Raw genomic sequence first — 18,304 nt, forward strand, 5'->3', positions numbered from 1 at the left:
GTACGCTTTTTTTCGCCGGGCCGACTTATCAACAGCCCGAAAAGGTTACCGGACGCCGATAACCGCGGGGCCGATCGCGCACATCGACATGAATGAAGGCCCGGCCCGGATAGCAGCCCAGGCCCCCCACGCCGTCCACCGTCATGGCGAAAGCGATCAGCTCCTGCTTGGAGACACCGGGAATGTAGAAGTCCGCAGCCATGCATTTGGTATGATAGGAACTGTCGGCGCCGCCCACCGAGGCATTGTGGAAGGGGTTCCGATAGCCCGAATTCATCACCACCTTGCGCCCGAACCGCCCTTCGAACTCCCAGATGACGAATCGCAGCTTGGGCGAAATGCACAGCGCATTGACATTGTTGGAGCTGACATAGGTGCCCCAATCTTGCTTCAGCCCCGAATATCCGGCGCCGCTGCCACTGGCGAACATGGCCATGGGCAGACATCCGGCCAGCAAGAGGGTGGTGGCAACAGTGACGGCGAGCAGACGGAGCAGACGAGACATGGCGACCTTCCCGAGGCGTGTCGCGATTGCGCAACAGGCAATGGGCATTGGGGTTCGGTCGCTAAAATTAGAGCGGTTTCGCTAACCGCGCGCTAAGCGGCACGGTTAGCGAAAGCTTAACTCTGGCAGATTGCTACCAGGTGCCGGTATTGGGCATCGAGGCCCATGGCTCCTTGGGGTCGAGATGACCGTCCTGAATCAACTCGACCGAAATCCCGTCGGGCGAGCGCACAAAGGCCATGTGTCCGTCCCGCGGGGGCCGGTTTATGGTGACACCCATGTCGGAAAGGTGCTGGCAGAGGGCGTAAATGTCCTGCACCCGATAGGCCAGATGTCCGAAATTGCGGCCGCCGGCATAGGGTTCGGGATCAGGATCCCAGTTGTAGGTCAGCTCGACTTCACCGCCCTCATCGCCCGGGGCGCGCAGGAAAATCAGGGTAAAGCGGCCCTTCTCATTGTCGGTGCGTCGCACCTCTTCGAGACCCAGGCCCTGGCAATAGAACCGCAGGCTTTCCTCGACATCGGTGACGCGCACCATGGTGTGCAGATATTTCAAGGCAGTCTCCTTTGGCTGTGTATTGCGGCCAAGGCCTACCAAGCCCAACCACGCCTCGCAACAACAGGCACAGGCACCTGTCAACAAAATCGCAAGACCTTCTTAACTTTTGCCGCTGAATCGGCGACACTGCGCAAATCTAGTGAGGAGTACCCGCTTGTTGCGGGCGAGTGAAAAGGCGTTTGGAATATGGGGGCCAAAGGCAGTGGTGAGGGCCGTGACGCCATCAACCTGACACAGTCGGGCGGAACTTTGCGTGACGACCCTATGCAGCGCGACCATCAGCAAGCCAGCGATACCATCGAGGTTGCGGGGACGATAAAGTGGTTCGATGCCGGCAAGGGTTTTGGATTTATTGTTCCTGACAATGGCATGGCTGATGTGCTGCTACACGTGACCTGTCTGCGCCGCGACGGCTACCAGACCGCCTATGAGGGCGCACGCATTGTCGTCGAGGCCCTGAACCGCCCCGGTGGCCTGCAGGCCTTCCGGGTTGTCTCCATGGACGAATCCACAGCCCGCCATCCATCGCAGATGCCAGCGCCTCGGACCCATGTTGTGGTCGAAGCGACCTCAGGCATGGTGCGGCTGGAGGTGAAGTGGTTTAACCGCATTCGTGGTTTTGGCTTCCTTTCTGCCGGAGACGGCACGCCGGACGTGTTCGTCCACATGGAGACCCTGCGTCGCTTTGGCATCACGGAATTGCGTCCGGGACAATTCGTGCTGGTGCGTTACGGTCAGGGCCCCAAGGGCCTGATGGTTGCCGAAATTCGGCCCGATGGCTGGGGCGAGGCGCCGTCCTCGCACTAGGGGCCTCATAGTCGCACAGCAGGGATAGCTGCCCGAAAATGAACAACTCGCCGATTTCGACCCAACGGGTCTCCCAACCGCTGCGGGTCGTTGCAGCGTTTACAACCGCAATGTTGTTCAGTCTCCCGCTTGCCGCGTGCAGCGATGAGACAAGGCTGGTCGTGCAGTCCGAAAGTGGCAACCACGCGTTCACCGTTGAGGTTGTAGACACCCCCGAGACGCGCGCTCAAGGGCTGATGTATCGTCAGGAACTGGCAGACGATGCGGGGATGCTGTTCGACTTTCGGGAGGAGCGCCCGGTTTCGTTCTGGATGCGCAACACCTTCATTCCGCTCGACATGCTCTTCATCGAAGCGGATGGCACGATCCTGAACATCCATGCCAATGCCCGCCCCCACGACACCACGTCCATTCCCTCGGATGGGCCAGTGCAATTCGTGCTGGAAATCCCTGGCGGACGTTCGGAGGAACTGGGTATCGCGGCAGGCGATGTGGTGGAGCACCCGAGGATTACAGCCGAGCAATGACCATGCAGTCGATGACGGCCCAAAGATGCAGGCTGGCGCCAGCCACCACGAATACGTGCCATAAGGCATTCTGGAATTTCAGCTTTTCCCACAAGTGGAAGATGATACCGGCCGAGTAGGTCACCCCGCCCGCCAGCAACAGCCACAATGTGGAGGAGGGCAGTGCCTGCCCAAGCGACTGGAACACCAGCACACCGCTCCAGCCGATCGCAAGATAAAGTAGAATTGCAACTCGCCCAAAACGTTCCGGCACAATTAGCTTGAGCGCCACCCCCACTAGCGAAGCACCCCACACTAGGCTCATCATCACCACACCACTCGGTGTGTGCCCAAGGACAGCCAGGAACGGGGTATACGAGCCGGCAATGAACAGGAAGATCGCCGCTTGGTCCAGCCGGGCCAGAAAACTCTTGGCCGGCGAATTTGGCCAGAGGTTGAAGGCCAGCGATACGCCCAGCACCACCACAAGGGTCGCGACATAGACGACCAGGGCCGGGAAAGCCTCTGGGGCCGTCTGCAACAGCGCCAGGGTCAGTAGGATGGACCCTGCGGCCACCGCAACCACAAGCCCGAGTATATGGACAATGGCATCCACGACAAGTTCGGCCCTGGAATAGGCCCGTCGTAGTCGCATGCCAATTCTGGCTTGAGTATCGGCGGTTTTGGTCATCATCCGTCCTCCTTGCCGGCATCGTGTGGCGCGGGTGTGACCAATCTCTTTCCGGTGCCGTTTACCTGAAGCAAATACGAGGGAAGACACAGATTCCTGGTGAACAATCCCTTGCCGGTGCCAAGGTGGCTTGACGGGTAACGCTGCCGTTACTTTAACCGCTGGCATGACCAGACGCTCGAAGCCCCCTATTGCCATCTATTCCGCTCTGGCGGATGCCACGCGCTGCCGCATCGTTGAAATCCTGATGTCGGGCCCTATCCCCGTGCACACCTTGGCGGACGGATTCTCGATCAGCCGTCCGGCCATCTCACGTCATTTGCGCGTTCTCAAGACGGCCGGTCTGGTCGTCGAGGTAAAGAAGGGGCGCGAGAACCTCTACACGCTCAAGGCAAGCAAACTCAACGCTGCGGTGAAGTGGCTCAATGCGATCGCCTCGCGGGATCCCGAGGTTGAATCGGCCGAGGAAAGAGCGGCGCCAGCAAGTGTGCCCAGCGTGTCAGGGACAGCCACAGGGGTCACAACCGAAAGGACTGCACCGCCTCATCGGTCACAACGCAAAAAATCGGAACCCACTGAGGCGCACGGCAATGTCGTGACCGAACCACCGCTGTTTGCCCCCAAAGCCGACAAGGCTGCGCGCCCAGCCAGGTCGACAGAGGTGAACCAGATGGGGTTTGATTTTTAGATTTTAGAGTTGCGGTGCCGACAGGTGCAGCATCAGCGGCGAATCAGCCGGATATAGGTCAAAGGTCTGTTGAACCGTTCGTTCGAAATCGGCCGGCGTCCACATGATCTGGCTGGGTGAAAGGCGAGATTCCACTGCTCCGAGTGCGGCCCGCGCCCCCAATGCAATGGGTCGGATGGTCTGGCCAATCACCTGTGAGGCAGCCAGCGCCGCGCCGATATCCTTGCTCTGATCCCCGACATACCAGATGACATCGTTGCGCCGCAGATCGCGGCCCAGTCCATGCAGCGCCGCAACAATCGAATCGGGCCATGGCTTGCCGCGGGACACATCCTCGCGGAATATCGCTGCACTAAAATACTTCCGTAGATCAAAAGTCTGCAGGACGTCATGGCCGTAGCCCCGTCCCAGCCCGTTGCTGACAACGCCCAGGGTCACGCCCTCGGCCTTAAGCGTTTCCAGCACGCTACGCATGGTTCCACACGGCTCGAGCATTTGCTCGACGCTCTTGCGCCGAACCTTATGAATTGCCCGATGGACCAGCAGTTTGGGGCTGTGATTGGGGGCAGTCAGATTTCGGCGCGCCAGCCGAAATCGCGCAACGAGCCGACCGCCCCGGTGCGAGCAGTCGTCCAGGAACTCCAGCATCTGAAGCACACGTGGATTGATGTGGTGCACCAATGTCCCATCGAGATCGAACAATACGATGGTGGGTCGGTTTACGTTGTCTGCCAGTGGATCTGCCCCCAATTGCGACCGCAGGTTGACGCAATTCGGCAGCGCGGACAACCCTTTTTGGGGACGTTCAATAGCCCTGACGCCTGCGCCCGCTAGCTCGGACGGCCGCAATCGCGGAAAGGGTTGGCGATCCCGACAGGATTCGAACCTGTGACCAACAGCTTAGAAGGCTGCTGCTCTATCCAGCTGAGCTACGGGACCGAACAGGGCCTGTTTAACCCATTTTTCCCCCAAGACCATACCCCTCAAGCAAATGCTCTCAGCCACTAGCTCTCAGTGGCAGATGTGCCGTGCTCTCGCGAACGATGAGTTCGGAATTGAGGACGATGCGCATGGGTCCGCGCCGGTGCTCTGCGTCCTCCAGAATGTCGATCAGCATTTCGGCGGCCATCCGCCCCAGCAATTCTCGCGGTTGCCGCATGGTCGTCAGTGGTGGCGTATAATGTGCGGCAACCCCGAGGTCGTCGAAACCGATCATGGAGATGTCACGAGGGCAAGTCAGGCCATGCTGGCGTAACCCCGACAAGAAGCCGATTGCCGATTCGTCATTGGCGGCGAAGACTGCGGTCGGACGCTCGCTCAGTGACATGAAATGTGCGGCGGCGGCAAATCCGCTCTCCATGTCGAAGTTGCCGCGAAACAGCCATTGCTGTTGCACCTCAAGACCGGCACGAGGCAGCGCCTTGGTGTAGCCGGCCAGTCTGTCACGTGCGACCACGTTTCCCTCAGGCCCCAGGAGATGCGCGACCCGGCGATGACCCAGATCAATCAAATGACGCGTCGCGCGCTCGGCCGCCGACAGATTGTCAGTCAGAACGGTATGAAATCCCGAGTTCGGAATCTCCTCGCAGGCGACGACCAGCGGCACTGAATTGGGCGGCCGGACTAGGGTTTGCAGTGACGAGAGATCCAGCGAGCCATCAAGCAGCAGCAATCCGTCGGCTCGATTGGACAGCATGTAATCTTGCAATCGTTGGGCTGGTGCCCTGGCGTTGAACAGGTTGGCCACAAGCACGCCATAGCCCCGGTTGGTGGCCTCGCGCTCCACCGCATCCAGGATGGATGAGAAGAAGGAATTCCGGATGTCGGGCAAGGCCACCAGGATGGTCTTTGCCGTGCGTTGGCGTAAAGACCGCGCCGCCTGGTTCAAAGTGTAACCGGTTACACGAATGGCCTCCGAAACACGCGCCCGTGTACTCTCGCTGACCCTTTCGGGGCTCGACAAGGCGCGGCTCACGGTGGCAGTCGATACATTCGCGGAACGCGCAACATCTTGAATCGTCGGCGTTTTTCTCGTTTCCATCATTGCTGGCAGCGCCCCCTCTCGCTGTCAGGTATGGAAACGATCTAAAACGAACTTGACAGGTCCGCAAGGCTTGTATGAAACTCCTGAAATCGATTGCACAACCGTTTTTTACGCTGTAGTGCAATCGATTACACACAATTGTGGGTTGCCTGATTGGAAGGGTAGCTATGCAATTGGTGCATCGCTGGAGCATAAGCTCCTCGTGTTCGTTGGGAGGACAACCTATGAAAAAGTTCGCAGTGGTTGCCGCTATGGCAACTGCTTTCCTTGGCTCCACGTCCGCTTACGCTGTGGATCTGGAAGTGACCCACTGGTGGACCTCGGCTGGTGAAGCCGCGGCAATCGCCGAATTCGCCAAGGTCTTCGAAGAAGAAACCGGCAATAACTGGGTGGATAGCGCTCTGGCCGGTTCGGGCACCGGCGCCAATCCTGTGATCATCAGCCGTATCATCGGCGGCGACCCGATGGGTGCCACGCAGATGAACACTGGCCGTGACGCTGAAGAGCTGATCCAGGCCGGCCTGATGCGCGACCTGACCGACGTGGTCGCCGATATGGACCTCGACAGCTTCTATGTCGATCAGTCCCTGCTTGAGGCCTGCCGCTATGAAGGTGGTCTCTATTGCCTGCCGATTAACATCCACTCGTGGGACTGGCTGTGGCTCTCCACCGCCGCCTATGAAGAAATTGGTCAGCCGGTGCCGACCAACTGGGATGAGTATGTGGCCTCCTGGCCTGCGCTGGAAGAAGCCGGCATTCTGCCGTTCGGTCTCGCGACCGGTTGGCCGATCTCGGGTGTCCCGGGCGTGCTGATGTCCGGTATTGGTGGCTCGGACCTGGTTCTGGCCGTCAATCGCGACAAGAGCGCAGATGCGGTCCGGGGTCCGGAATTCCGCGAAGTTGCCGAAGCCATGGATTCTCTCCGTAAGGTGATCTCGCCGGACATGATGGTTCCGTCCTTCGGTGACGTGGGCAATCAGCTCCTGACCGGTGAAGCCGCTGGCAACATCCACGGCGACTGGCTCCAGGGCGACCTGCAGGTGGCCGGTGGCGTCCCGGGTGAAGATTATGAATGTCTGCCGGCTCTCGGTATGGGCGATCAGCTCACCGGCGGCGGCGACTCCTTCTACTTCCCGGTTCTGCCTGAAGGTACCGATCCGGCTGTGATCCAGGCTCAGGCTGATCTTGCCCGCCTGCTGATCTCGCCAGAGGCCCAGCTCAAGTTCAACCTGGTCAAGGGCTCCATGCCGATCCGCACCGACATCGATTTGTCGGCTGCCAATCCCTGCATGCAGAAGGCACTCGGCCTGCTTGAGAACGGCCTGCTGCCTTCCGGTGACTTCGCGCTCTCCAGCGACACCCAGCAGCAGCTTCAGGATCTGAACATCGAGTTCCTCGATGACGACAACATCACTGTTGACGATTATATCGAGCGCTATGCCTCGATCATCGAACAGGCTGACTAATCAACAGCCCGTTTGGGTGAGGCTGTTGCCTCATCGATGAAAGCTGTGGTCGACCTTGATCGAAAAGGTCGACCACTTCCTTATGGAGAGAGAAGTAATGGCGGACACAGCCGTTCACACCAGGGAGGGTGCGGAGCAAGCTGCTCGGCCTAGTCTCCTCAATAGAATTTTCCTGCACAATTTATCCGGCAAGATCGCAGCGATCCCCATGATGGCGACGGTGCTGATCGTGTTTATCGGCTGTACCGTCTGGACGATCTATTTTTCCTTCACCAACTCGAGGCTGCTGCCGACTGGCAAGTTTGTCGGTTTCGACCAGTATGAGCGTCTGTTTGCGACATCGCGCTGGAACGTATCGGTCACCAATCTGGTCACCTATGGTGTGTTCTCGCTGGTTTTTACCCTCGGTATCGGTTTCCTGCTTGCGGTCTTGATGGATCAGAAGATCCGCTTTGAAAGCGCCTTCCGTACCATCATGCTCTATCCCTTCGCTCTCTCATTCATCGTAACAGGCTTGGTTTGGCAGTGGATCATGAATCCCACGCTCGGTCTGCAAGGCACGATGCGCAATCTGGGTTGGGAAAGCTTCACCTTTGACTGGATTGCCAATCCCCGCATGGTGCTGTTCGCTCTGCTGATAGCGGGCCTGTGGCAGGGTGTGGGTTTCTGCATGGTGCTCATGCTGGCGGGGCTGCGCGGGGTTGATGAGGAAATCTGGAAGGCCGCTCGTGTCGACGGCATCCCGACCTGGAGAACCTATGTGTCGGTTGTTCTGCCCATGATGCGTGGGGTCCTGGTGACCGCCGTGGTGCTCATCGGCTCGGGCATTGTCCGTCTGTATGACCTTGTCGTGGCTCTGACCAATGGCGGGCCTGGCATCTCCTCGGAAGTGCCAGCCAAGTACGTTTACAACTACATGTTTGGTGGCGGCAATATCGGTCAAGGCCTCGCTGCCGCAACCATGATGTTGGTGACCGTGCTGATCATTATGGTTCCTTGGGCCTATCTTGAATTCGGTGGAAGAGGGCGTCGCTGATGAGCCAGACCGCTACCATGTCGGGCTCCGCACCGACGACAACCCCCACTGCAGGCACAGAGCCGCGCGGGCCAAGGCCTAAGCCGTTCTTTACGCCGAAAAAGATCATGCTCTACGCGACATTGGTCTTCTTCAGCCTGTACTTTCTGTTTCCCCTTTATGTGATGGTGGTGACTTCGTTCAAAACCATGCCGGAAATCCGGTTTGGGAACATCTTCGCCCTTCCCAACCAGATCACCTTGGACGCCTGGTTCAAGGCCTGGACCAGTGCCTGTACGGGCCTGACGTGTGAAGGGCTCTCGCCAGGTTTCTGGAACTCGGTGAAGATTACCATTCCATCCACGGTGGTATCGATCTTCATTGCCGCCGTGAACGGCTATGCGCTGGTGAACTGGCGGTTCAAGGGGTCGGAAATCTTCTTTTCCATCCTGATCTTCGGTTCGTTCATACCCTATCAGGTGTTCCTGTATCCGCTGGTGATGATCACCCGCGAATTGGGCATTTTCGGTTCGCTGCAGGCTGTCATTATCGTTCACACCATCTTTGGCATGCCGATTCTGACATTGCTCTTCCGCAATTACTTTGCGTCGTTGCCCGTGGAACTGTTCAAGGCCGCCCGTGTCGACGGGGCAGGGTTCTGGCGTATCTTCTTTGAGATCATGCTGCCCATGTCGCTGCCGATCTTCGTCGTGGCGCTCATCCTGCAGGTCACCGGAATTTGGAACGACTTCCTGTTCGGTGTGGTCTTTGCGGGTACGCAGAACCTGCCCATGACTGTGCAGCTCAACAACATCGTCAACTCGGCTCAGGGCTCGCCTGAATACAATGTCAACATGGCCGCGACCGTGCTGACCGGGCTCGTGCCGCTGATCATCTATTTTGTGTCCGGCAAGCTGTTCGTACGCGGCGTCGCCGCCGGCGCCGTGAAGGGATAAGATCCTATGCAAGCAAGTGTTTCCATCAAAGACCTCTCGCTCAACTTCGGCCACGTCAAAGTCCTCGAACATCTCGACCTCGACATTGCGCAGGGCGAGTTCATCGTGTTGCTTGGCCCTTCGGGCTGCGGCAAGTCGACTCTGCTGAACTGCATTGCCGGCCTGCTCGATGTTTCGGACGGCCAGATCTTCATCAACGGTAAAAATGTGACCTGGGAAGAACCCAAGGATCGCGGCATCGGAATGGTGTTCCAGTCCTATGCGCTCTATCCGCAGATGTCGGTCGAACGGAATCTGAGCTTTGGTCTGCGTGTTTCTGGCATGCCAAAGGCGGAAATTGATCAGCGCGTGAAGCGCGCCGCTGAAATCCTGCAGATTGAGCCGTTGCTGCAGCGCAAGCCGGCCAACCTCTCCGGCGGCCAGCGTCAGCGCGTCGCTATCGGCCGCGCCTTGGTGCGCGATGTCGATGTCTTCTTGTTCGACGAGCCGCTGTCCAATCTCGATGCCAAGCTCCGCTCCGATCTGCGCGTGGAGATCAAGCGCCTCCACCAGCGTCTCAAGAACACCATGATCTACGTGACCCACGATCAGATCGAGGCGCTCACCCTCGCTGATCGGATTGCCATCATGAAGAATGGTGTCATCCAGCAGTTGGCGGATCCACACACCATCTACAACAAGCCGGTCAATCTCTATGTGGCGGGCTTTATCGGTTCTCCTTCGATGAACTTCGTCGAAGGTACGTTGAACGGCGATACCTTCACTTCCAACGATGGTACCGCCATGCCGGTAGGAGCCTACGAATACATCGCCGCACCAACTGGTGAAACCAAGGTAGTCCTGGGCATTCGGCCTGAGCATATCTTTGTCGGTGATGCAGCGGCGGATATGCCATTCAAGACGGAAGTTGAGATCGAGATTGTCGAACCCATGGGTTCTGAGACCCTGGCCTGGACCAAGATCGCCGGCCTGCCGATGACCTTCCGGTGCAGCGCCGACATCGACATCAATGCAGGTGACAAGATCACCGTCGGTTTCGACATTGCTCGCGGCTCGTTGTTCGACGCCGGAACCGAAGCGCGTCTCTAGCAGCCCGTATAGAGCAAATCACAGAGTGGCGCCCCAAGGGGCGCTGCTCCGCCGGGCTTCCGGCATCCACTTTACTTTTGCGGCAGTCGATCTGTCCGGGCGAGGCGACGCCAGCCCTTGGCCAGGCTATCTCCCGGTTCGACGCGACACCGTGTTTCAAACATCCTGACGAGGCCAATCATGGACTTTTCGTACCAGCTTTATAGCGCCCGCAACGAGGCGTCTCTCGACGATACGCTCAAGACTCTCTCCAGCCTGGGATATACCCAGGTCGAGGGCTGGGGCGGCCAGTTCGAGGATCCTTCGGCTCTTGCCCAGAGCCTGAAAAACGCAGGCCTCACCATGCCGACGGCCCATATGGGCTATGGCCAGCTCGAGAACACCGACGCGGCACTCAAGATTGCCGATACGGTCGGCATTCAGACCGTTTATTGCCCCGCGCCGCCCTCTGAAGCCTTCCGCACTGGCGGTGGAAACTGGCAGGAATTTGCCGAGGGACTGGCAAAGATTGCCACAGCCTTCAAAGCTGCCGGCAAGGGCTTTGGCTACCACAACCACCACTGGGAATTCACCAGGGACGCGAACGACAAGACGCCGATCGAGCTTATTCTCGAGGCTTCTCCCGACACGCAGTGGGAAATGGATTTGGCCTGGGTCATCCGCGCCGACGAAGATCCGATCTTCTGGATGGATAAGCTGGGCAGCCGCATCACCGCGGTTCACGTCAAGGACATCGCGCCTGCCGGTGAAAAGACCGATGAAGATGGCTGGGCCGACGTCGGCACTGGCACCTTGGATTGGCCGAATTACATCAACCAGATCAAGGCCAAGACCAAGGCAAGTTATTTCGTGGCTGAGCACGACAAGCCGAGCGATGCCATTCGCTTCGCACGCAATACTGCCGCCGCTCTCAAAAGTTACGGGGTCTGATCCATGGCAAAGACTTATGGCGTCGGCATCATGGGTGCCGGCAACATCTCAGCCGCATATCTGCGCCTCGCGCCCCTGTTCAAGGGGCTCGATGTGCGCGCCGTGGCCGATATCCGGCCTGAGGCCGCCAAGCTGCGGGCCGACGAATTCGGTGTGGCAGCGCAGACACCGGACGAGTTGCTCAAGAACAGTGAGCTCGATGTCATCGTCAATCTGACGATCCCCTCGACCCACTATCAGGTGTCCAACGACATAATTTCGGCCGGCAAACATTCCTATTCGGAAAAACCCTTCGTGCTGACTGTCGAAGAGGGTCTGGCCCTCAAGAAGGCGGCCGACGAACGCGGTCTGAAGGTTGGTTCGGCTCCGGACACCTTCCTGGGTGGAGCCCACCAGCAGGCCCGCGAGATCATCGATTCGGGCAAGCTGGGCAAGATCATGAGCGGCACGACTCATGTGATGAGCCGCGGCATGGAGCATTGGCACCCCAATCCGGACTTCTTCTTCCAGCCCGGCGGTGGCCCGATCCTCGATCTTGGTCCATACTACATCACCAATCTCGTGCATCTGCTCGGCCCGGTGAAGCGCCTCTCGGCTTTCACCAATATGGCCCGGGCTGAGCGTGAAGTGACGGCCGATGGTCCCTACAAGGGCACTATGATCAAGGTTGGAACCCCGACGACCATCCATGGTGTGCTCGAATTCCATTCTGGCGCGATCATCACCATCGGTGCGAGCTGGGACGTCGCGGCGCATGGCCACCACAATATCGAGCTCTACGGCACCGATGGCTCGATCTTCGTGCCTGATCCGAACTTCTTCGGCGGTGACCTGGTCACCACGGGCATCGAAGGCACGCGGACCCCGGTCACGCCGTGGGATCATCCGTTTGGCAAGCCGAACCAGGACCTTGAGAAGGACACACCGCGCGCCAACTACCGTTGCGCCGGGCTGGCCGACATGATGCTGTCGATCGAGAATGGCGAGACCGCCCGCTGTGGCCTCGATGTTGCCTTGCACGTGGTCGACGTAATGACAGGTCTGCTCAAGGCCGGTGAAACTGGTCAGGTTCTCACGCTGACTACCACCTGCGAGCGTCCGCGCGCACTCGGCATTGCAGAAGCGCAAGCTCTGCTGAAGGCCTGACGAACGTACTTCATTGACAGGTGTTGCACACGGGTCAAAACTATCACCTAACATGTCAGGGCGGCGAGAGATCGCCGCCCATGATATATGCGGGGCCGCAAAACCCGCAAAGAGAAGTAAAAGGACTGGCCCCATCCGCGCGGCTTGCGGGGCAACAAGAGGAGAGACCACATGGCGACCACCATCAAGGGCCCGGCTATTTTCCTGGCGCAGTTCGCGGGCGATGCCGCCCCCTTCGACAATCTCGACAACATCTGCAAATGGGCCGCTGGCCTGGGCTATAAGGGCGTGCAGATTCCGACCTGGGTGTCGAGCTTCATCGATCTGGAAAAAGCCGCCAGTTCAAAGACTTATGCCGAAGAAATCAAGGGCATTGTGAATAGCCACGGCCTTGAGATCACCGAGCTTTCGACCCATCTGCAGGGCCAGCTCGTCGCCGTGCATCCCGCCTATGATACCGCCTTTGACGGCTTTGCGCCTGCCGCCGTGCACGGCAATCCCAAGGCCCGCCAGGAATGGGCGGTGCAGACAATGCTCCACGCCGCCAAGGCTTCGCAAAACCTCGGCCTGACGGGCCACGCTACTTTCTCGGGCGCTCTGGCCTGGCCTTATCTCTATCCGTGGCCGCAACGTCCGGCCGGCCTGGTCGAGGAAGCTTTTGACGAATTGGCTCGCCGCTGGACGCCGATCCTCAATGCCTTCGATGATGCAGGTGTCGATGTCTGCTACGAAGTCCACCCTGGCGAGGACCTGCACGATGGCGTTTCCTACGAAATGTTCCTCGAGCGCGTGAACAATCACCCGCGCGCCAATCTGCTCTATGATCCGAGCCATTTTGTGCTGCAGCAGCTCGACTATCTCGACTACATCGACATCTACAAGGATCGCATCAGGGCCTTCCACGTGAAGGATGCCGAGTTCAACCCGACCGGTCGCCAGGGCGTTTATGGCGGCTTCCAGTCCTGGGTGGATCGGGCAGGGCGCTTCCGCTCCATTGGCGATGGCCAGGTCGATTTCCCGGCAATCTTCTCCAAAATGGCCGCCAACAATTTTAAGGGTTGGGCGGTGCTCGAATGGGAATGCGCCCTCAAGCATCCGGAAGATGGTGCGCGCGAAGGCGCTGAGCTGATCCAGAGCTATATCATTCGTGTCACCGAAAAAGCTTTTGACGATTTTGCCAGCGGCGGTACCGATCAGGCCGCCAATCGCAAGATGCTCGGCTTGTCGTAAGCCAGCGGAGCAGGGAGAGAAAAATGGCTGAAAATGGTGCAAAGCCAATTCGTCTGGGTATGGTCGGAGGCGGTACGGGGGCCTTTATCGGCCAGGTCCACCGCATAGCATCCCGCATAGATGGCGATTTCGAACTGGTTGCCGGCGCGCTGTCGTCGCGGCCGGACGTAGCCAAGGAGTCTGGCAAGAACCTCGGCCTGGCCGGGGATCGAATCTACACCTCTTATGAGGAGATGGCCAAGGCTGAGTCCACCCGCCCCGATGGGATCCAGGCGGTGTCCATCGTGACTCCAAACCACATGCATTTTGGCCCGACCAAGGCATTTCTGGAGGCGGGCATCCACGTCATTTGCGACAAGCCGATCACCTCGAGCCTGGACGACGCTCGCAAGCTGGCTGACATCAAGCCGGCGAATGGTGCCAAGTTTCTGCTGACGCACAACTACACCGGCTATCCGCTGATCCGTCAGGCGCGTGAACTGGTTGCCTCGGGGGCGTTGGGCAATATTCGCGTCGTTCAGGCCGAATATGCTCAGGACTGGCTCACCGAACCGGCTGACGAAGACAACAAGCAGGCCGCCTGGCGCACTGATCCGGCGCGCTCCGGCGCTGGTGGCTGTATCGGCGATATCGGCACCCATGCCTACAATCTGCTTCGCTTTGTCACCGGCCTGAAGACGGAAGCCGTCTCGGCTGATCTGACCGCGTTCGTGCCGGGCCGCCAGTTGGACGACAACGTCCACATCATGCTGCGCTTCGAGGGTGGAGCCAAAGGCATGCTCTGGGCCAGCCAGGTTGCGGTTGGCAAGGAGAACGGCCTGCAGCTTCGCATTTATGGTGACAAGGGCGGTCTCGAATGGAGCCAGGAAAACCCGAACTACATGTGGTTCACCGAATTCGGTAAGCCGCGGCAATTGCTGACCCGCGGCGGCTCTATTTCCGTGCCCCCGGCTGCCTCGATGAATGTGCGTATTCCTGCCGGCCATCCGGAAGGCTATCTTGAGGCCTTCGCGACGCTCTATAGCCAGTTTGCTGCGGTTATCCGTGGTGAAGGTGCTGAATTCGAGAGCCTGCTGCCCACCATGGCGGACGGTATCGAAGGCATGCAGTTCATTACCGCGTCGGTGAAATCCAGCCAAGACGACAGCAAGTGGACCCGCTTCGCGGACGTCTGATTGTCACCGCCAGCTAGAAGATCTGGCCGGCAGCTTCCGCTGCCGGCCTTTTTTATTGCAGGCGCTCGCTATAAAATCCACGCGCCTCCAGCAGCCTGACCACGCTGGCGTCGCCAGCCAAATGCGCCGCGCCCACCACCAGCAGCGCGCTTTCATTGCGCCCCAGCATGTCCTCGATCTGCTGGACCCAATCGGCGTTCCGCAAGTCGATCAGGCGCTCAACCATGCCCTGGTCAAAGCTGCCCATTTGCGCCATGAAGAGCTCGCCCAATTGCTCGGGCTGGCCTTCGGACCAGGCCCGCACCATCTCGTCGATATCGGACTGCATGACGTCCAGCGTATCCAACGTCCCTTCGAGCATGGCGATCTGTTCTTCGAGGCTCCCACCAGCGAGAAAGTTGAGCTGTTGCTCGGGCGTTTCTAGAAACCCCAGCCGGTGTTCGTTGAGCTCTGCCGCAAGCACGGCTTCGACGCCATGTGCGGCTTCATAACCCGACTCCAGCAATGGTCCGGTTGATAGGGTCGTAGCAGCCATCCAGGGCTTCATTGTCAGCAGCGTCGCCATTGGTATGGCATACCTGCCAGCAGCGTCCCGCACGCGATCAGTAAGCTCTGCCCCTATGATGTCGCTGAGGAGCCTGCCATCGCGGTTGAAGCCCAGCTCGAACGACAGCGGCATCATAGCCATCTGTGCCTCCACGCTGAGATCTGTCTCGAAATAGACGCGCTCAGCCTTCGACAGCACCTTGTCCAGCTCCGGGCTGCGCCAATTGGTATCCGCCCTGAGCAGGTGGACAGACCCAAACAACCAGATGGAGCTGTCCTCATCGCTGACCTGCCATAGGGCAGGGGCGGCTTGAGCCGGGCCGGCCGACGCCAGGAGCATAAATGGCAAAGTCAGCAGCAGGCGGAACAGCATGAAGGACCCACAAACGAGAAATGGCCCTGCAATGCTATCGCCAAAAAGCAAAGCGCCGCAATCTCTTGCGGCGCGAAAGCGAATCAAGATCTGAACAGCGGGCTCAGTGGGTCCAGGGCGTCTTGCGGTCGGACCGGAAATTATCGGGATAGCTCACGCGCTTCGGAGTAGGCTCATGGGCTGGCTGGACCGAATAGGGGATACCATTGCGTTTGGCGTAGGCTTCGGCCTCTTCCAGCGTTTCGAACGACAGACGAACCTGCTGGTTCATGTCGGAACTGCTGGTATAGCCCATCAGCGGATCGATACTGCGCGGCGTGGTGGCTTCGTGGACCAGAATCCATTGCTTGGATTTGCCCTTGCCAGACTGCATGGCGTTGCGGGCGGGGCGGTAGATTCGGGCGGTCATGCAAAGTCCTCAACCGATGCGGGCGAATGGTCGGAGTACAAAGATTCGAACTTTGGACCCCCGGTTCCCAAAACCGGTGCTCTACCAGGCTGAGCTACACTCCGACGTCGCGGCTTTCCGATACCGTGTTCGGAGGCAAAGGGCAAGGCCACATGAGACGCTGCTCACATGCTTGACGAAGCATTGTGGGACAGTGGACAAGAAAGCCATGATCGATCTCCAAAAACCTTGGCCTCTCGGCCTAGACCGCAAGACGTGGCCGCTCTTTCTGGTCGCCATGGTTGCCATTATGGGTCTGCTGGCCAGTATAGACGTCCTTTCATCCCGCGGCGCCATCGAGTGGCCGGACACATGGCGTGCACCATTTTTCTTCATTACCGACTATGGTCTGTCGGACTGGATTCTCATTCCCAGCCTGACACTGATGATTCTGCTGCGGCTCGCGATGTTCCCCTTGCGGGGAGTCTGGCGTCGGGCCACCGGGGAGTTGGCCACCGTTTCCGCGTTTGTGTTTCTCGGTGTCGGCGTGCCGGGACTCATCACCACTATCCTAAAGCGACTTATTGGCCGCGGCAGGCCTGAAGAGTTCGATAGCGTTGGAGCCTTCTCGTTCCAGAACTTCATGAATGACTGGACGTTTCAAAGCTTTCCAAGCGGACATTCAACTACGGCGATAGCCACGGCTTTTGTGGTCGGATTCATCTATCCGCGCCTGTTTACGGTTCTCTTTGTTATCGGCGTGATCGTGGCCCTCTCCCGTGTGCCGGTGGGTGCGCACTATCCCACCGACGTTTTTGCCGGCTTGATCGTTGGCATGCTGGGCGCCTATCTCGTCCGAAACTTCTTTGCGAGCAAGAACTGGCTCTTCAGCCAGTCATCCGATGGCCGGATCACTTTGAAGCCGCTGGACGGGGTGCTGCAACTTATTCATCGCGATCGCGCATAGCGCTCGAGCGCGGCGCTCAGATCTGCCTTGATATCCTCGACTCCTTCCAAGCCTATATGCACCCGGAAAAGCTGGCCCTCTTCGGTCCACGGCACCACGGTCCGGGCCTTGGTGATCGATACCGGCAGGCAGAGGCTTTCGTAGCCACCCCAGGAATAGCCCATGGAGAAGATCTGCATGTGGTCAACAAAAGCGGCCACAGCGGCCCTTGGGGCCGGTTTCAACACGAAACCGAACAGGCTGCCCGACCCGGAGAAGTCCCGCTGCCACAGCGCGTGGTCGGGATGACTGGGCAGGCCGGGGTGCAACACTCTTGCGACCTCGTCCTGCGTCTCCAGCCATCGGGCAATTTCGAGGGCGCGTTGCTGATGTTCCTTCATCCGGATGGCGAGGGTGCGCAGGCCCCGCGCAACAAGGAACGCCTCGTCTCCCGAGGTGAAGAAGCCCAATAGCGTGCGAACGCGCTCCACGTCTTCCCAGGCTTCCCGGGTCGTCGAGATCGTTCCGGCGAAGGCATCTGAATGCCCAACAAACATCTTTGTGGCCGCATGCACGACTATGTCGGCTCCCAGGGACAGGGGCTGGCAATAGAGCGGGCTCGCCCAACTATTGTCCACGATCAGTCGGGCACCGCCGGCATGAGCGACCGCAGCCAGGGCAGGGATATCCTGGATTTCGAAGGTCAGGGAACCGGGGCTTTCGGCCAGCACGGCGCGGGTATTCGGACGCATCAAGTCAGCAAGGCCTGAGCCGATCCTGGGGTCGTAGAAGCGAACGCTGACCCCCATTCGCTCAAGGAAACCGGCTGCAAACTTGCGGCCCGGCTCGTAAGCGCTATCGGTGATCAGGATATCGTCACCCGATTTGAGGCAAGCCATCAGCGCAATGGTTATGGCGGCCAGTCCCGAGGGTACCAGCTTGGTACGATACGCGCCTTCGAGCTCTGTAATTACGTGCTCGACCGATTCGGTGGTCGGGTTGCCGGCCCGCCCGTAGAGATAGGCCTGTGACTGGACGTCGAGATCTGCCAGAGTTTTGAACAGAACTGTTGAGCCGCGATAGACTGGGGTATTGACGAAGCCGAACTGATTGTCCGGATTCCGTCCACTATGGGTCAGGATGGTTTCGATCGAATGGTTGCCGGACTTTTCGGGGGATTTATCGGACATGGTTCGGTAATGCTCAAAAACGGTTCACGTCACGCGGCTGGCTAAAAAAGAGAC

The 18,304-nt window shown here is 59.0% G+C and carries 20 protein-coding genes and 2 tRNA genes; 12 read left to right on the forward strand and 10 right to left on the reverse strand.

Annotated features, from left to right (window positions below):
* Positions 1-28: 28 nt before the first annotated feature.
* Positions 29-505 carry a YcbK family protein gene (locus tag GO014_RS02825; RefSeq protein ID WP_157289042.1) on the reverse strand — a complete coding sequence of 159 codons (477 nt, stop codon included), beginning with the start codon at positions 503-505 and terminating at the stop codon, positions 29-31.
* Positions 506-638: 133 nt separating this feature from the next.
* On the reverse strand, positions 639-1,061 hold the full coding sequence (locus GO014_RS02830) for a VOC family protein (protein ID WP_116590356.1): 423 nt from the start codon (positions 1,059-1,061) through the stop codon (positions 639-641).
* A 189-nt stretch (positions 1,062-1,250) separates the two neighbouring features.
* Here GO014_RS02830 and GO014_RS02835 point away from each other — a divergent pair, with 189 nt between their 5' ends.
* Positions 1,251-1,871, forward strand: coding sequence for a cold-shock protein (locus tag GO014_RS02835; RefSeq protein ID WP_425482049.1), 621 nt, complete (start codon positions 1,251-1,253; stop codon positions 1,869-1,871).
* A 161-nt stretch (positions 1,872-2,032) separates the two neighbouring features.
* Positions 2,033-2,398 carry a DUF192 domain-containing protein gene (locus GO014_RS02840; protein ID WP_343030729.1) on the forward strand — a complete coding sequence of 122 codons (366 nt, stop codon included), beginning with the start codon at positions 2,033-2,035 and terminating at the stop codon, positions 2,396-2,398.
* On the opposite strand, the gene trhA is transcribed toward GO014_RS02840, so the two are convergent.
* On the reverse strand, positions 2,382-3,068 hold the full coding sequence (gene trhA / locus GO014_RS02845) for a PAQR family membrane homeostasis protein TrhA (protein ID WP_246204356.1): 687 nt from the start codon (positions 3,066-3,068) through the stop codon (positions 2,382-2,384). The two genes, GO014_RS02840 and trhA, sit on opposite strands and share 17 nt — an antisense overlap.
* A 130-nt stretch (positions 3,069-3,198) precedes the next feature.
* Here trhA and GO014_RS02850 point away from each other — a divergent pair, with 130 nt between their 5' ends.
* A complete protein-coding gene (locus tag GO014_RS02850; RefSeq protein WP_157289045.1) occupies positions 3,199-3,756 on the forward strand; it encodes an ArsR/SmtB family transcription factor in 558 nt (185 codons plus the stop codon).
* Positions 3,757-3,759: 3 nt separating this feature from the next.
* Here the strand turns inward: GO014_RS02850 and GO014_RS02855 are convergent, their stop codons facing one another.
* The 3 genes from GO014_RS02855 to GO014_RS02865 all read right to left on the reverse strand — a co-directional run bounded on the left by GO014_RS02855 (position 3,760) and on the right by GO014_RS02865 (position 5,800).
* Positions 3,760-4,506 carry an HAD hydrolase-like protein gene (locus GO014_RS02855; RefSeq protein WP_179952910.1) on the reverse strand — a complete coding sequence of 249 codons (747 nt, stop codon included), beginning with the start codon at positions 4,504-4,506 and terminating at the stop codon, positions 3,760-3,762.
* Positions 4,507-4,618: 112 nt separating this feature from the next.
* Positions 4,619-4,695: transfer RNA gene (locus GO014_RS02860), tRNA-Arg, on the reverse strand.
* A gap of 58 nt (positions 4,696-4,753) precedes the next feature.
* The gene (locus tag GO014_RS02865; protein WP_157289047.1) at positions 4,754-5,800 is read right to left on the reverse strand and encodes a substrate-binding domain-containing protein; all 1,047 of its coding nucleotides are present in this window, start codon (positions 5,798-5,800) and stop codon (positions 4,754-4,756) included.
* A gap of 224 nt (positions 5,801-6,024) precedes the next feature.
* On the opposite strand from GO014_RS02865, the gene GO014_RS02870 reads away from it, so the two are divergent.
* The 8 genes from GO014_RS02870 (at position 6,025) to GO014_RS02905 (ending at position 14,807) form a co-directional block, all read left to right on the forward strand.
* Positions 6,025-7,266: an ABC transporter substrate-binding protein gene (locus tag GO014_RS02870; protein ID WP_116590182.1), complete on the forward strand. Its 1,242-nt coding sequence runs from the start codon at positions 6,025-6,027 to the stop codon at positions 7,264-7,266.
* 97 nt (positions 7,267-7,363) lie between these two features.
* The gene (locus GO014_RS02875; RefSeq protein ID WP_157289048.1) at positions 7,364-8,302 is read left to right on the forward strand and encodes a carbohydrate ABC transporter permease; all 939 of its coding nucleotides are present in this window, start codon (positions 7,364-7,366) and stop codon (positions 8,300-8,302) included.
* Between the two features lie 17 nt (positions 8,303-8,319).
* Positions 8,320-9,237 carry a carbohydrate ABC transporter permease gene (locus GO014_RS02880; protein WP_246204447.1) on the forward strand — a complete coding sequence of 306 codons (918 nt, stop codon included), beginning with the start codon at positions 8,320-8,322 and terminating at the stop codon, positions 9,235-9,237.
* Between the two features lie 6 nt (positions 9,238-9,243).
* Positions 9,244-10,326 (forward strand): ABC transporter ATP-binding protein, encoded by a 1,083-nt coding sequence (locus GO014_RS02885; RefSeq protein ID WP_157289050.1) that lies wholly within the window; start codon positions 9,244-9,246, stop codon positions 10,324-10,326.
* A 180-nt stretch (positions 10,327-10,506) separates the two neighbouring features.
* Positions 10,507-11,256 (forward strand): sugar phosphate isomerase/epimerase family protein, encoded by a 750-nt coding sequence (locus tag GO014_RS02890; RefSeq protein WP_157289051.1) that lies wholly within the window; start codon positions 10,507-10,509, stop codon positions 11,254-11,256.
* Positions 11,257-11,259: 3 nt separating this feature from the next.
* Positions 11,260-12,402: a Gfo/Idh/MocA family protein gene (locus GO014_RS02895; protein WP_157289052.1), complete on the forward strand. Its 1,143-nt coding sequence runs from the start codon at positions 11,260-11,262 to the stop codon at positions 12,400-12,402.
* Between the two features lie 171 nt (positions 12,403-12,573).
* Positions 12,574-13,632 carry a sugar phosphate isomerase/epimerase family protein gene (locus GO014_RS02900; RefSeq protein WP_157289053.1) on the forward strand — a complete coding sequence of 353 codons (1,059 nt, stop codon included), beginning with the start codon at positions 12,574-12,576 and terminating at the stop codon, positions 13,630-13,632.
* A 23-nt stretch (positions 13,633-13,655) separates the two neighbouring features.
* On the forward strand, positions 13,656-14,807 hold the full coding sequence (locus tag GO014_RS02905) for a Gfo/Idh/MocA family protein (protein ID WP_157289054.1): 1,152 nt from the start codon (positions 13,656-13,658) through the stop codon (positions 14,805-14,807).
* A 52-nt stretch (positions 14,808-14,859) separates the two neighbouring features.
* Here the strand turns inward: GO014_RS02905 and GO014_RS02910 are convergent, their stop codons facing one another.
* The 3 genes from GO014_RS02910 to GO014_RS02920 all read right to left on the reverse strand — a co-directional run bounded on the left by GO014_RS02910 (position 14,860) and on the right by GO014_RS02920 (position 16,239).
* Positions 14,860-15,726 (reverse strand): TraB/GumN family protein, encoded by an 867-nt coding sequence (locus tag GO014_RS02910; RefSeq protein ID WP_157289055.1) that lies wholly within the window; start codon positions 15,724-15,726, stop codon positions 14,860-14,862.
* A gap of 103 nt (positions 15,727-15,829) precedes the next feature.
* On the reverse strand, positions 15,830-16,135 hold the full coding sequence (locus tag GO014_RS02915) for an ETC complex I subunit (protein WP_116590191.1): 306 nt from the start codon (positions 16,133-16,135) through the stop codon (positions 15,830-15,832).
* 27 nt (positions 16,136-16,162) lie between these two features.
* Positions 16,163-16,239: transfer RNA gene (locus GO014_RS02920), tRNA-Pro, on the reverse strand.
* 104 nt (positions 16,240-16,343) lie between these two features.
* Here GO014_RS02920 and GO014_RS02925 point away from each other — a divergent pair.
* Positions 16,344-17,081: a phosphatase PAP2 family protein gene (locus tag GO014_RS02925; RefSeq protein ID WP_157289056.1), complete on the forward strand. Its 738-nt coding sequence runs from the start codon at positions 16,344-16,346 to the stop codon at positions 17,079-17,081.
* Here the strand turns inward: GO014_RS02925 and metC are convergent.
* Entirely contained in the window at positions 17,063-18,250 is a 1,188-nt protein-coding gene (gene metC / locus GO014_RS02930; protein WP_157289057.1) for a cystathionine beta-lyase, read from the reverse strand. The two genes, GO014_RS02925 and metC, sit on opposite strands and share 19 nt — an antisense overlap.
* Positions 18,251-18,304 lie beyond the last annotated feature (54 nt).

Origin of the sequence: Devosia marina (assembly GCF_009758415.1) — a bacterium.
GTDB lineage: Bacteria > Pseudomonadota > Alphaproteobacteria > Rhizobiales > Devosiaceae > Devosia > Devosia marina.

What these genes read in the sequence shown, in the direction of transcription:
- GO014_RS02885 (WP_157289050.1), top strand. Translation starts at nt 9,244, where the DNA reads ATGCAAGCAAGTGTTTCCATCAAAGACCTCTCGCTCAACTTCGGCCAC.
- GO014_RS02890 (WP_157289051.1), top strand. Translation starts at nt 10,507, where the DNA reads ATGGACTTTTCGTACCAGCTTTATAGCGCCCGCAACGAGGCGTCTCTC.
- GO014_RS02880 (WP_246204447.1), top strand. Translation starts at nt 8,320, where the DNA reads ATGTCGGGCTCCGCACCGACGACAACCCCCACTGCAGGCACAGAGCCG.
- trhA (WP_246204356.1), bottom strand. Translation starts at nt 3,068, where the DNA reads ATGACCAAAACCGCCGATACTCAAGCCAGAATTGGCATGCGACTACGA.
- GO014_RS02915 (WP_116590191.1), bottom strand. Translation starts at nt 16,135, where the DNA reads ATGACCGCCCGAATCTACCGCCCCGCCCGCAACGCCATGCAGTCTGGC.
- metC (WP_157289057.1), bottom strand. Translation starts at nt 18,250, where the DNA reads ATGTCCGATAAATCCCCCGAAAAGTCCGGCAACCATTCGATCGAAACC.
- GO014_RS02875 (WP_157289048.1), top strand. Translation starts at nt 7,364, where the DNA reads ATGGCGGACACAGCCGTTCACACCAGGGAGGGTGCGGAGCAAGCTGCT.
- GO014_RS02905 (WP_157289054.1), top strand. Translation starts at nt 13,656, where the DNA reads ATGGCTGAAAATGGTGCAAAGCCAATTCGTCTGGGTATGGTCGGAGGC.
- GO014_RS02925 (WP_157289056.1), top strand. Translation starts at nt 16,344, where the DNA reads ATGATCGATCTCCAAAAACCTTGGCCTCTCGGCCTAGACCGCAAGACG.
- GO014_RS02895 (WP_157289052.1), top strand. Translation starts at nt 11,260, where the DNA reads ATGGCAAAGACTTATGGCGTCGGCATCATGGGTGCCGGCAACATCTCA.
- GO014_RS02870 (WP_116590182.1), top strand. Translation starts at nt 6,025, where the DNA reads ATGAAAAAGTTCGCAGTGGTTGCCGCTATGGCAACTGCTTTCCTTGGC.
- GO014_RS02825 (WP_157289042.1), bottom strand. Translation starts at nt 505, where the DNA reads ATGTCTCGTCTGCTCCGTCTGCTCGCCGTCACTGTTGCCACCACCCTC.
- GO014_RS02865 (WP_157289047.1), bottom strand. Translation starts at nt 5,800, where the DNA reads ATGATGGAAACGAGAAAAACGCCGACGATTCAAGATGTTGCGCGTTCC.
- GO014_RS02900 (WP_157289053.1), top strand. Translation starts at nt 12,574, where the DNA reads ATGGCGACCACCATCAAGGGCCCGGCTATTTTCCTGGCGCAGTTCGCG.
- GO014_RS02910 (WP_157289055.1), bottom strand. Translation starts at nt 15,726, where the DNA reads ATGCTGTTCCGCCTGCTGCTGACTTTGCCATTTATGCTCCTGGCGTCG.
- GO014_RS02835 (WP_425482049.1), top strand. Translation starts at nt 1,251, where the DNA reads ATGGGGGCCAAAGGCAGTGGTGAGGGCCGTGACGCCATCAACCTGACA.